12 protein-coding genes are annotated in these 11,571 nt (G+C 60.3%); 7 read left to right on the forward strand and 5 right to left on the reverse strand.

Translation table 11 applies throughout. From position 1 onward, the window contains the following. Positions 1 to 25: 25 nt before the first annotated feature. The 5 genes from AB5Z25_RS05035 to AB5Z25_RS05055 form a co-directional block, all read right to left on the reverse strand. Positions 26 to 790, reverse strand: coding sequence for an amino acid ABC transporter ATP-binding protein (locus AB5Z25_RS05035; protein WP_196032117.1), 765 nt, complete (start codon positions 788 to 790; stop codon positions 26 to 28). Positions 791 to 826: 36 nt separating this feature from the next. Then, a complete protein-coding gene (locus tag AB5Z25_RS05040) occupies positions 827 to 1,660 on the reverse strand; it encodes an amino acid ABC transporter permease (RefSeq protein WP_022094658.1) in 834 nt (277 codons plus the stop codon). Then, positions 1,657 to 2,316 (reverse strand): amino acid ABC transporter permease, encoded by a 660-nt coding sequence (locus AB5Z25_RS05045; protein ID WP_006234894.1) that lies wholly within the window; start codon positions 2,314 to 2,316, stop codon positions 1,657 to 1,659. Before AB5Z25_RS05045 ends, AB5Z25_RS05040 begins: the two co-directional genes overlap by 4 nt. A gap of 138 nt (positions 2,317 to 2,454) precedes the next feature. Next, on the reverse strand, positions 2,455 to 3,450 hold the full coding sequence (locus tag AB5Z25_RS05050; RefSeq protein ID WP_368134947.1) for a glutamate ABC transporter substrate-binding protein: 996 nt from the start codon (positions 3,448 to 3,450) through the stop codon (positions 2,455 to 2,457). A 379-nt stretch (positions 3,451 to 3,829) separates the two neighbouring features. Beyond that, positions 3,830 to 5,611: a 1-deoxy-D-xylulose-5-phosphate synthase gene (locus AB5Z25_RS05055; protein ID WP_368134948.1), complete on the reverse strand. Its 1,782-nt coding sequence runs from the start codon at positions 5,609 to 5,611 to the stop codon at positions 3,830 to 3,832. Positions 5,612 to 5,838: 227 nt separating this feature from the next. On the opposite strand from AB5Z25_RS05055, the gene AB5Z25_RS05060 reads away from it, so the two are divergent. The 7 genes from AB5Z25_RS05060 to AB5Z25_RS05090 all read left to right on the forward strand — a co-directional run bounded on the left by AB5Z25_RS05060 (position 5,839) and on the right by AB5Z25_RS05090 (position 11,570). Further along, a complete protein-coding gene (locus AB5Z25_RS05060; protein WP_055286820.1) occupies positions 5,839 to 6,375 on the forward strand; it encodes an HD domain-containing protein in 537 nt (178 codons plus the stop codon). Positions 6,376 to 6,378: 3 nt separating this feature from the next. After that, positions 6,379 to 7,398, forward strand: a complete 1,020-nt coding sequence (locus AB5Z25_RS05065) for a putative ABC transporter permease (RefSeq protein ID WP_368134949.1) — start codon at positions 6,379 to 6,381, stop codon at positions 7,396 to 7,398. A gap of 197 nt (positions 7,399 to 7,595) precedes the next feature. Next, positions 7,596 to 8,873, forward strand: coding sequence for an ammonium transporter (locus AB5Z25_RS05070; RefSeq protein ID WP_368134950.1), 1,278 nt, complete (start codon positions 7,596 to 7,598; stop codon positions 8,871 to 8,873). Between the two features lie 146 nt (positions 8,874 to 9,019). Then, complete coding sequence (locus tag AB5Z25_RS05075; protein WP_089572298.1) at positions 9,020 to 9,358, forward strand: P-II family nitrogen regulator; 339 nt, start codon at positions 9,020 to 9,022, stop codon at positions 9,356 to 9,358. Positions 9,359 to 9,445: 87 nt separating this feature from the next. Beyond that, positions 9,446 to 10,303, forward strand: coding sequence for an HAD-IIB family hydrolase (locus tag AB5Z25_RS05080; RefSeq protein ID WP_349074667.1), 858 nt, complete (start codon positions 9,446 to 9,448; stop codon positions 10,301 to 10,303). A 155-nt stretch (positions 10,304 to 10,458) separates the two neighbouring features. After that, positions 10,459 to 10,584, forward strand: a complete 126-nt coding sequence (locus AB5Z25_RS05085; RefSeq protein ID WP_022094649.1) for a hypothetical protein — start codon at positions 10,459 to 10,461, stop codon at positions 10,582 to 10,584. A 275-nt stretch (positions 10,585 to 10,859) separates the two neighbouring features. After that, positions 10,860 to 11,570 (forward strand): TetR/AcrR family transcriptional regulator, encoded by a 711-nt coding sequence (locus tag AB5Z25_RS05090; RefSeq protein WP_368134951.1) that lies wholly within the window; start codon positions 10,860 to 10,862, stop codon positions 11,568 to 11,570. Position 11,571 lies beyond the last annotated feature (1 nt).

Here is an 11,571-nt window from a genome sequence, read left to right on the forward strand (position 1 = left end):
TGAATTTGCCCGCGTGGCAATTGGGCTAGTGGCCCTTAATGGAGTTGAGGAAGTCCTGGGCGCGCTTGGTCTGGGGGTGGTCGAAGAACTCGTCGGGTGTGCCGGTTTCCACGATCTGGCCGTCGGCCATAAACACGACGCGGTCGGCCACGCGGCGGGCGAAGTTCATCTCGTGCGTGATGACGATCATCGTCATGCCCTGCTGGGCCAGACGGACCATGACCTCGAGCACCTCGTTGATCATCTCGGGGTCCAGCGCGCTCGTGGGCTCGTCAAAAAGCATGGCCTTGGGTTGCATGGCAAGCGAACGTGCGATGGCTACACGCTGTTGCTGGCCGCCCGAGAGCTGTGCGGGCACCTTATCGGCCTGCTCGGCAACGCCCACGCGGCCCAGCAGGTCCATGGCGCGCTCACGAGCTTCCTCCTTGGAGACGCCCAGCACATCGACCGGTCCCAGCATGACGTTCTGCAGTACGGTCATATGTGCAAACAGGTTGAACTGCTGAAATACCATGCCCAGCTCGGCACGCATGCGGGCAAGATCCTTGCCTTCCTGTGGCAGGGGCTCGCCCTCGATGAGGATCTCGCCTGAGTCGATGGTTTCCAGGCGATTGATGGTTCGGCACATGGTCGACTTGCCCGAGCCCGAGGGTCCGATCACAACGACGACCTCGCCGCGGTCGACCGACAGATTGATGTCGTTGAGGACGTGCAGATCGCCGTAGTGCTTATCGACGTGCCTGAGCTCGATCAGCGGCTGATTGCCGGTGGAAGAGGTGCTCTGTGCCATGGTGCTCGGCTCCTTATGACTCGAAATGGTAAAGCGTTAGCGGATGATGGTCGCGCCGGTCTTGTGCGAAACATAGACAGCGGCCTTGTTAATCGCGACGTTGATGAGGATGTAGATGACCGCGATCACCAGGTAGACCGATACGAGGGCGTCGTAGTTGGTAATGAGCACGCGGGCATTTTGCATGAGGTCGGGGTAGCTCACCACGTAGGCAACGGTGGTGTCCTTGACTACGACCACAAGCTGCGAAATTAATGACGGAATGATAAACCGAATAGCCTGCGGCAACACGATTTTAAAGGTGATTTTAGCTTTGGAGAGACCGAGTGCCTGGGCGGCCTCGACCTGGCCGCGCGGCACGGCGTTGACGCCGGCACGGAAGATCTCGGCAAGTACGCCAGCTGCAGCGAGCGCGACGGGAAGCGTGAGCATCCAAAACGACGGCAGCGCGATCTTGTACTGGGGCAGCACCAAAAAGAAGAAGTAGATGAACAGCAGGCTCGGTACGCCGCGGAAGAAATCGGTGAGCACGCGGCAGACCAGCTGCAGCGGCTTAATGTCGCTGGTGCGGCCGAGCATAAGGGCTAAGCCCAGCACCAGCGCGATGGCGCCAGCGGTGAGTGCGACTTTAACGGTGCCCTCAAAGCCGGCAAGCAGGAACTTCCAGGTGGTGAGGTGCGTAAAGAAATACCAATAGTGAACCGAAAGCTGGCCGGTCACATAAAAGCGCTGCAACACGAGGACGACAAGCGCGGCGACGGCAACAAGCGAGATGGCGGTGCCGATGCGAATCTTGGCGCGCATCTTGGGGCCGGGAGCCTCGTAGAGCGCATCGCGCATGGTGAGCGCGGAGGTGGAGTGCTTGCTCATCGGAGGATCCTCACCTTCTTATCGATGTAGTTGCCAATGTGGCTCACCACAAAGGCCGTGCCCAGGTAGCCGAGCGCCGAGATAAAGAACGCGGCGACGCCGCCGAGCGAGCGCGTGTTAATGTAGCTCACCACGCCGGTGAGCTCCTGCGGCTTAAGCGGCACCTGGCTGCCGAGCGCGGTGGTGAGCATGACGGCGATAAAGAGGTTGGTCATGGGCAGCACGCTCGAGCGCAGTGCCTGCGGAATCACGATCTTGGCGAGGATGCGATTGAAGCTCATGCCGAGTGAACGTGCGGCTTCCACCTGGCCGACGCCGACGGTGTTGATGCCGCTCATAAAGTTCTCGGAGCCAAAGGCCGAGCCCAAAAGGACCGTGGCGACGATAACGCAGGTGCGGTAGGGCAGGACGACCTTGAGCGGCGGCAGCGCATAGACGACGATGATGAGCAGTGCGATGCCTGGGATGTTACGGAAGACCTGGACATACAGGTCGCCAAAGACGCGCAGCGGCTTGAGCGGCGACACGCGCATCACGGTGACGGCGACGGCCAGCACCATGGCGATGGCAAACGACTCAAGCGTCATGCCCCAGGTTGCTAGCAGCGCGTCGATATAGTTCTGGCCATAGAGCGACCAGAGCTCGGAGAGACTCATGCGGACCTCCCGCCGATAAGGAAAGGGGCTCCCGTGTGTACGGAAGCCCCGACAACTCAGTGAGGAAACAGTTTACCGCAATAAAGCGCACCATGCGTTTCCGTATGGTTTCGTTGCGGTCGTTACCAGGCTCGCTGCCTAGGCGCCGATCTCGGGCAGCTCGGGAACATTGGTGTCGCCCGTACGGTCGCCGATGCAGATCTGCCACAGCTCGGTCCAGGTGCCATCATCCTCGATCTTCTTAAGGAAGTCGTTGACAAAGGCGACGCCGTCGGAATCGAGCGGCAGACCGATGCCATAGGGCTCCTTGCTGCCGAAGGGCTTGCCGGCGATCTTGTATTTACCGGGCTCGCGGACCAGGGCACTCTGCTGCATGTTGTTATCGATGACGTAGGCGTCAACGCGGCTCTGCTGGAGTGCCTGGCGGGCCTCCTCGTCGGTCTTGAACTCCTGTTGGCTGGCCTTGGGGGCGAACTCCTCCAGGATGGCGGGGCCGTTGGAGCCGGACTGGACGGCGACGTTCTTATCGGCCAGGTCGTCGACGCTCTTGATGTCGTCGTTGTCGGCGAGCACCAGGATGGCCTGCTGCGTGTAGTAGTAGGGGCCGGCGAAGGAGACGAGCTTCTTGCGTTCGTCAGTGATGGTGTAGGTGGCAAAGACAGCGTCGACCTGGCCGTTCTGCAGGACGGACTCGCGCGTATCCGAGGTCACCTGGGTGATCTCGACCTTGTTCTCGCCCAGAATGTAGTTGGACAGGAGCTGTGCGATACCGGCATCGAAGCCGCGGGTCTGATCGTCTTTCTCGTTGAGGAGGGAGAAGAGCGTGGAGGTCTGAACGCCACCGATCTTAAAGACGCCGGCGTCCTTGACGGCGGTCGCCCAGGCGCTGGCGGCGATGGCGTCGTCATCGGCCTTGGGGCCGTTGTCGACGAGCTTGTCGAATGCCTTGGCATCGAGCGTGGCGGAAACCTCGGTATCCTCGGAGCTCTTGGAAGAGCCGGCGGCGGAACCCTTGTCGGCCTCGGCGCTGGTGTCGGAGCAGCCGGCAAGACCAAGGCCGGCGACGGTTGCGAAGGTGGCGGCAACGAAGCCGCGGCGGTCGAGAACGACCTGCTGGGAGAGGTTCTTGCTCATGGTAGAACACCTTTCTCAATAAAATCCCTAGCGGTTGAGTAGAGTTATACCCTATCGCGCTCAAATGGGTCAACACGAAATAACTCAGAAACATACTTACCTTATGGGTTATTCTGCCTACCAAAAAGGGACAGGTCTATTTTGGCAGGTTTTATCTGGGCAAACGTCGATTATTACAGCTGAGATAGCGTTTTGAAAACCACCACAAAGGGGACAGGCACCTTTGTGGTGGATCTTGCAGATGTGGCGGCCTGCCTCGCTGTTTTGTCTCAATCTGTAACAGTTAGACGGGAATTCAGGCCCTAGATGTTACAGATCGAGATAATTGAGTTGGGAAAATAAAAACCTCCGCAGGGGTGCTTCCCTTGCGGAGGTTTTCTTACTCGTTGAGTAGCCTTACGGCTTCGGCGGCCATGTTCTCGATCGTCATGCCGTTCTGTGCGAGCAGCTCGTTGGGGTCGTAGCGGTCGGGGAAGCCCTTGGCGATGCCGAAGGTGCGCGTGCGCAACGGCGTGCATGCCAGATAGCATGCCACGCGCTCGCCCCAGCCGCCGTCCAAGATGCCGTCCTCGAGGGTGACGACAACGCGATGCTCGGCGGCAAGACTGTCGAGGAACTCGCGGTCGAGCTCGGTTGCGAAGCGCGGGTTGACGAGCGTGGCCTCGATGCCGTACTCGGCAGTCAGACGGTTTGCCACGCGCTCACCCAGCTCAAAGAAATCGCCAAGCGCGAGCACGGCAACGTCGCGGCCCTGACGCACCACGTTGTAGCGAACGGCGCTGTAGTCGGTGTCTTCGGCGGGCGCAAGGTCGGGGCGGCTTACCAGGCCGATGCCCGGTACGCGGATTGCCACGGGATGCTCGCGGTGGTCGAGCGACCAGCTCAGCATGGACAGATATTCCTCCATGCAGGCCGGCGCCAAGTAGTGCATGTTGGGAAGACCGCCCAGCATGGAAATATCAAAGAACGAAAGATGCGTCTCGGACGTGGTGCCAAAGATTGACGCACCAAACACCAAAATGGTTGCGGGGACGTCGTTGAGGCACAGGTCGTGCCACAGCTCGTCGTAGGCGCGCTGCAAAAACGTACCGTACACACCAAAGACTGGCTTGGCGCCCGAGCGCGCAAGCGCGGTGGCAAAGGTCACGGCGTGCTCCTCGGCAATGCCCACATCGACGAACTGTTTGCCGGCGGCAGCGCGAAGCTCGGGTGTAAAGCCCATGATGTAGGGCGTGGCGGCCGTGATGCCAACGACCTGTGGATCGCGCTCGATGGCGGCGCTGAGCGCCTCGCCCGTAATGTCAGCATAGGTGCGCGGCGCGGGCTCGCTCGGATGGCCCGGGCAAAGCTTGCGCCCAGTCGCCATGTCAAACGGACCCACGTGGTGCCAGCGTTCGGGGTCGCTCTGGGCCGGCTCAAAGCCCTTGCCCTTGGCGGTGGAGACGTGCAGCACGATGGGATGATCGATATTGCGCAGTTCCTGCAGCGCGTCGACCAGGGCCAACACGTCGTTGCCGGCGTCCAAATAACGGTAGTCGAGTCCCATCGCGCGGAAAACGTTGCGCTCACAGGTGCCGTTGCTGGTGCGCAGCTCGGCCAGATTGCGATAGAGGCCACCGTGGTTCTCGGCGATGGACTGGTCGTTATCGTTGACGATGATGATCAGGTTGCTGTCGAGTTCGGCGGCATTGTTGAAGCCCTCAAACGCCAAGCCGCCCGAAAGCGAGCCGTCGCCAATGATGGTGATGACGTTGTAGCTGTCGCCCGCCAGATCGCGGGCGTGTGCCAAGCCGCAGCCCAGGCTCACCGATGTGGAGGTGTGGCCCATGGCGAACAGGTCGTGCTCGGACTCGTCGGGATTGGCAAAGCCAGAAGCCTCGCCAAAACGTTCCGGATCGATATAGGTATACGCGCGCCCGGTCAGCGCCTTGTGGGCGTAGGTCTGGTGCGAAACGTCAAAGACAATCTTGTCGATAGGGGAGTTAAACACGCGATGAAGCGCAACCGTAAGCTCAACGACGCCCAGGTTGGGGGCAACGTGTCCGCCGACAGCGGCGGAGCTTTCGAGGATGGCGTGGCGAATCTCGCCGCAGAGCAGCGGAAGCTCGGCGCGGTCGAGAGCCTTGACGTCCTCGGGCGTTGTCGTTTGCGTAAGCAGCATCGTTGTGGGTTACTCCATGCGAATCGAGCGCCGGCGCTCCCTCGGCCGACACAATTGCACAAGACAGTCTCGCACATTTTGGCGTTTGATATGTGACGGCGGCGCGGTAATTCGACAACTGGTGGGGCAAAACGTTTTGTCCGATGCCATACTGATAGATTCGATGATGATTTTTTCAATACGTGCAGGCTGTGGCTTGCCGCCGTGAGCCGCTGGAGGGAGGCAGCATGTCCGATGCCGTTCGTGCCGAGAAAATCGCGCGCGAAGTAGACCATGCTGCCCGTCAACTGGCACAGGCGGGCCGTCTGGACCTGACGCGCGAGTTTATCCAACATGGCGATGTGACGGTCTATGCGCACGTGACTTCGGTAGCGCGGGCGAGCCTGTCCTTTGCCGAGCGCCTGGGCCGCGTCGGTGTTTCGGTCGACCGCGCCTCGTTGCTGCGCGGAGCCTTGTTACACGATTACTTTCTCTACGATTGGCACGACCCCGACCCGAGCCATCGACTGCACGGATTCCGGCATCCATTTTTTGCTCTGGCGCGTGCCGAGGAAGATTTTGAGCTGACGCCGCGCGAGCGGAATATTATCGTGCGGCATATGTTTCCGCTGGTGCCGGTGCCGCCGACGTGTCGCGAGGCGTGGATTGTGTGCCTGGCGGATAAATGGTGTGCTCTGCGTGAGACGGTCGCCGGCCGCCTGCCGCGCAAGGATGAGACGGACGATAGCGTGAGCAAAGCATCGAGTGAAAAGAGGAGAGGGTAGACGGTGGAAACCGCGATTGATATGGCGTTTGGCGGCGCGACGCTTGCCGCCTGCCCACTCTCGGCACTGGTGCTCTCGTTTGCCTTTTACGGGTTTTGCGGTTGGGTATGGGAGTCGACAGTATGCGCCATGCTCAATCACGGACGATTTGCCAACAGTGGCTTTTTGCTGGGGCCGTGTTGTCCTATCTATGGTGTGGGCGGCATTGCCTGCTGGCTGCTGTTGCGCGGGATTCCGGATGCCTCGAGCCAGTTTGTCGCTGCAGCGCTCGTTTGCAGCGTGATTGAGTACAGCGTAGGCGTGCTGTTGGAAAAAACAACGGGCGCTCGCTTTTGGGACTATTCGCACCTGCCGTTTAACCTGCACGGACGTATCTGCCTGTACTGGGCATGCGCGTTTGGCCTGGGTGCGCTGTGCATTTGCCGTTTAGTGGAGCCGGCATTGCTGGGGCTGCTTGGTCATCTGCCGGTGCTGATTGTGCGGCTGTCCTCCTTTATCGTCGCGGTCGCGATGATGGTCGACGCGGCGTGCTCGTTGGCCAGCTGGCGCCGCCTGTCGGATCAGCTGGAGCGTGTGCGCGCCGACCTTGCCGACCGCATCAACGAGTCGCTTGCTGATGCGTCCGACTCCATGCTCGAACGTATTCCCGATTCGGCGATCGACTCGGTGACACAGACGCATATCCGCAGTCGTGCCGTTAACGCGTGGCTGGCCGAGCTGGGCGACGCGACGCTCGATGCCCTGCGCGAGAAGGCTTCGATGCCGACGTTTATCGCGGACGGTGCTCGCGGCCTGGCGCTCGCTGCCCGTCGCGTGGCCGATGCCGCGCCGAGCATGCCGCGTCCGTCGCTCAGCCGTCGCCTTGCCGGTAAGCGCATGAGCCGTCCGGTGCCGAGCGTGTCACTCAGTCGTCGTGACCTGCGCTTCTTTAACGCCTTCCCGCGTCTGCGCATCAACCACTACGAAGGTGTCATCCGAGCAACTAATCTCCGCGACCGCGCCCACGAGCTGTTTCGGCGCTAGCCGGGACGGGGCGCTCGCGGCTCCCTTGCTCGCGTATTTCCCGTTCGTTTCTCGTCCGTTGCCGCGCCGTTTCCAAGATTGCGGTGCCGTTTCCATTCGACAACGCAGCGTTTAACAACGCCGTACCTGGTCTACACCAGTTGCCCCTCGGTCGCATCATGGGCGCCGACAACGTTCATGCGACCAAGGGGGAGCGAATGTACGATACGGGATCGACAACGTTTATGCTCATCTGTACCATGCTCGTGTTTTTAATGACACCGGGTCTGGCGTTTTTCTATGGCGGCCTGTCCAGGCGCAAAAATGTCATCAACACCATGCTTATGTGCTTTGGCGCCATTGGCCTGGTTGGTGTGCTGTGGATTGTTGCCGGCTGGTCGCTGGCCTACGGCGGCAACGGCTCTAGTCCGTTTATTGGGGGCTTTGACCAACTGCTGTGCCTGCCGGTGCTCAACCAGGTGCTTCAGGCGGCCGAGAGCAATGCTGCGGACGGTGCCGTCTACCCTCAGATCATCAACATCGCCTTCCAGATGGCATTTGCCATGATCACGGCCGCTATCGTCACGGGCAGTCTGGCCGGGCGCGTTAAGTTTGGTGCCATGACGGCATTCCTGGGCATTTGGCTGCTCGTGGTCTACGCGCCGCTCGCCCACATGGTGTGGGGCGGCGAGGGCTCCTTTATCGGTGACATCATCGGCGCGCTCGACTTTGCCGGCGGCGACGTGGTGCACATCTCGTCCGGTCTGACGGGCTTGATTCTCTGCCTGATGCTCGGCCGTCGTCGCGGTTTTGGCATGGTGAGCTATCGCCCGCATAACGTACCGTTTGTAGCGTTGGGCGCCGGCCTGCTTTGGTTTGGCTGGTTTGGCTTTAACGGCGGCAGCGAGTTCAAGGCCGACGCCGTGGCGGCGCTTGCCATCCTCAACACCGTGACGGCCAGCGCGGCGGGCATGGTCTCGTGGCTTGCCGTCGAGCGCGTACACACCGGTCGTCCCACGCTGGTGGGTGCCAGCACCGGTCTGGTCGCGGGCCTTGTGGTTGTCACGCCGGGCGCGGGCTTTGTCGAACCGTGGGCGGCGCTGGTCATGGGCCTGATCGTCTCGCCCGTCTGCTACCTGGCCATCAGCCATCTCAAGACCAAGTTTGGCTACGACGATGCACTCGACGCGTTTGGCTGCCACGGCATCGGCGGCATCTTGGGCGGCGTGCTCACGGGGCTGTTCTGCGTGCCGGAGCTCTCATGGACCGGTAAGGGCGGCCTGTTCTACACGGGCGACGTGTCGCTGCTCATCTCGCAGATTTTGGGCATTGTGGTGACGGTTGCTATTGTGCTGGTGCTCGATTTGGTGATCGCCGCAGTGGTCAAGGCGCTGTTCTACGGCAGCCTGCGTGTGGACGAGGCCGACGAGGCGCTGGGCCTGGATGCGAGTCAGCACGGCGAGAGCGCATATCCCTCCTTCTCGGGACTTGACTAGCGGCTTCCCCAGGCACCGCATCTTGGGTTTCAAACCGTCGCTTGCGTACAAAAGTACGCGGCGTTCCTCTTTCAATCCAATCTGCGGCATCTGGGAAACCCGCGTCTCATGTAAAGGGATACGTTGATTATTGAGAGGAATTCATTATGAAAAAGATCACGGCTATCGTGCGCCAGGAAAAGCTTGAGGTTCTTAAAGATGCGCTGTTTGCTGCTGATGTTCGCGGTATGACTATCAACCAGGTGCAGGGCTGCGGCGCGCAGCATGGCTGGAAGGAATACGTGCGCGGCAACGAGTTGCTTGTCAACACGATCCCTAAGGTGCAGTTCACGCTCATTTGCGCCGATGAGCATGTCGACGGAATTGTCGAGATTATCTGCAATGCTGCTCGCACCGGTGCCGTTGGAGACGGCAAGATCTGGGTCGAGCCGGTCGAGGAAGTTATCCGCATCCGCACCGGCGAACACGGCCCCGCCGCGGTGTAGAACAATCTTTCGCCTGACGGGCGTGCCTCTCTTGGGGTGCGCCCGTTCTCGTCTACAATATCGTGCAGACGAAGGAGAGGCATGCCCATGATCAAGATGTTTGCGAGTGACTTAGACGGAACGCTGCTGAATGCCCTACACGAGGCCGACGGAACCATCCGCCGCGCCATTCGCGAGCTGACCGAAGCCGGGCTGCATGTGGTTCCCGCGACCGGACGCTCGACGCTGCCGATCGGCGAGCATGGCTTCACAGGTCTGGCACTCGACGCCTGCTGCTCCAACGGATCCATCGTGCGCGACAGCCATGGTGAGGTGCTCAAGACCTGGACCATCGACCCGCAGGTTACCGAGGAGCTGCTCAAAGCGTTCCCGGACATTTGCTTCGACTGCTCCACGCCCGACGGCATGTTCTCGAGCGGTTCGTTCGAGATGCACCAGGCGGGCTTTAAAAAGGACAGTCCTATCAAGCGCATCGTGATGCGCGGCATGCGTGCACGTGGCGGGTATCACGAGGAACAGTATTTCGACCAGTCGATCGGTGACATCCTGCGTCATGACGTGTGCAAAATCAACTGCCGCGTGACCTCGCCCGAGCTGGAGCGCGACCTTAAGGCATATTTGGCTGAGCGATCGGACCGCGTGGTCAACGCGCCGTTCGATCCGGTGATGTTCGAGATCACGGACGTGGCGTGCAACAAGGGCGAGAGCGTGGCGTGGCTGGCGGGCTACTACGGTATTGCCGAGGACGAGGTCGCGGTCTACGGCGACGGCGGCAACGACATTGCCATGCTCAAACGCTTCCGCCACAGCTACGCGACCAAAAACGCAAGCGATGCCGCCAAGGCCGCCGCGAGCGCGACCATCGGCAGCTGCATGGTCCACGCCGTCCCCAAACACATGCTCGCCACCATGCACAAGCAAAATTCCCGCACCGTCATCGAATAATGTGACAAAGGGACAGCCCCTTTTTCACGAGAACCCTGCACCTTTGGCATGCGAACATATATTCGTATATATAACTAAGTTTTGATAGAATCGGTATCGTTGACGGCAGCTCCATGTGTCGGGCAGCGCCCTCCATCTGATGGGAGGTGATGCCCATGACCGATTTGATTGATTTCGTGAGACTTCTGACCGCTTTGGTCTCGTTCTTCACGGCACTTGTCGGCCTTTCCGAGGCACTCAAGCAGCGTTCGAAGCGCAACAGAAGGGGTCGCCGCCGCTAAGGCGTTGACCCCCTAATGCAAACAACGGCGCTGCCCAGCTTTCCAGAACTTGGGCTGCCGTCGACACTATTCTACCCACGAATGACATTTTGAACAATCGGCAATGCCGCTTCAAAAGCCAGGCACAACTGGCACAACCTAGGCGGTCGCTGAATGTGACAAAGGGACCGTCCCTTTGTCACAGCCCAAATATTGCCTTTACGTGTTGATGCACACGGTGTGCAATAATACTCGCACTGTGCAATAGCGCACAGGCTGAGTAACAAGGAGGACGCTTGTCCCAGCTCGAGAAATGCGATCGCCGGTCCCTTCGCTCGCAGCGTGCCCTTCGCCAGGCACTTGCTAGCGAGCTTGCCGAAAGCGGCGACCTTTCGCGCATTAATGTCGCGTCGCTCACCGAGCGCGCTGGCCTTACGCGTCGCACGTTCTATTCGCATTACCGCGATATCCCCGACTTTATCAATCAAATCGAGGACGGCTTGCTGGCCGAGATCCGTGAGCGCATTGAGCTCATCACCGCAGCTCAGCTGCCCGACCTCTATCACAACATCGATGATCTTGAGCCGGCACCCGGTTCGGTTGAGCTGCTGCGCTATCTTGCGGCCAATCGCGACCTTATCGGGGCCCTGCTGGGCCCGGGCGGCGACCCCGCCTTTATTAAAAAGATTATCGACACCGCGCGTGAGGCCGTGGTGCCTCGTGCGCAGACGGGCATTTTGGGCCTGGCGCTGGGTACATTCTTTGACTACTACGTTACCTACGTCGTGAGTGCCGAGGTCGGCCTGATTCAGCGCTGGTTTGAGCGTGGGCTCACCGAATCGCCCGAAGCCATGGCGCGCATTATGACGGTTATCGCCTTTGTGCGTCCCGGCGACCTATATGGCCAACCCATCGATATCAACGTGCCGGAATACGGCATGAAGCTATTGAACTTGCAGCTCGAGGACGCGGTCGACACCGCCGCAACCATCGAGTCCAACAACTAAG

The organism is Collinsella aerofaciens, assembly GCF_040910325.1.
Taxonomy (GTDB): Bacteria; Actinomycetota; Coriobacteriia; order Coriobacteriales; family Coriobacteriaceae; genus Collinsella; species Collinsella aerofaciens_BL.

What these genes read in the sequence shown, in the direction of transcription:
- AB5Z25_RS05060 (WP_055286820.1), top strand. Translation starts at nt 5,839, where the DNA reads ATGTCCGATGCCGTTCGTGCCGAGAAAATCGCGCGCGAAGTAGACCAT.
- AB5Z25_RS05045 (WP_006234894.1), bottom strand. Translation starts at nt 2,316, where the DNA reads ATGAGTCTCTCCGAGCTCTGGTCGCTCTATGGCCAGAACTATATCGAC.
- AB5Z25_RS05055 (WP_368134948.1), bottom strand. Translation starts at nt 5,611, where the DNA reads ATGCTGCTTACGCAAACGACAACGCCCGAGGACGTCAAGGCTCTCGAC.
- AB5Z25_RS05040 (WP_022094658.1), bottom strand. Translation starts at nt 1,660, where the DNA reads ATGAGCAAGCACTCCACCTCCGCGCTCACCATGCGCGATGCGCTCTAC.
- AB5Z25_RS05085 (WP_022094649.1), top strand. Translation starts at nt 10,459, where the DNA reads ATGACCGATTTGATTGATTTCGTGAGACTTCTGACCGCTTTGGTCTCG.
- AB5Z25_RS05075 (WP_089572298.1), top strand. Translation starts at nt 9,020, where the DNA reads ATGAAAAAGATCACGGCTATCGTGCGCCAGGAAAAGCTTGAGGTTCTT.
- AB5Z25_RS05035 (WP_196032117.1), bottom strand. Translation starts at nt 790, where the DNA reads ATGGCACAGAGCACCTCTTCCACCGGCAATCAGCCGCTGATCGAGCTC.
- AB5Z25_RS05050 (WP_368134947.1), bottom strand. Translation starts at nt 3,450, where the DNA reads ATGAGCAAGAACCTCTCCCAGCAGGTCGTTCTCGACCGCCGCGGCTTC.
- AB5Z25_RS05080 (WP_349074667.1), top strand. Translation starts at nt 9,446, where the DNA reads ATGATCAAGATGTTTGCGAGTGACTTAGACGGAACGCTGCTGAATGCC.
- AB5Z25_RS05070 (WP_368134950.1), top strand. Translation starts at nt 7,596, where the DNA reads ATGTACGATACGGGATCGACAACGTTTATGCTCATCTGTACCATGCTC.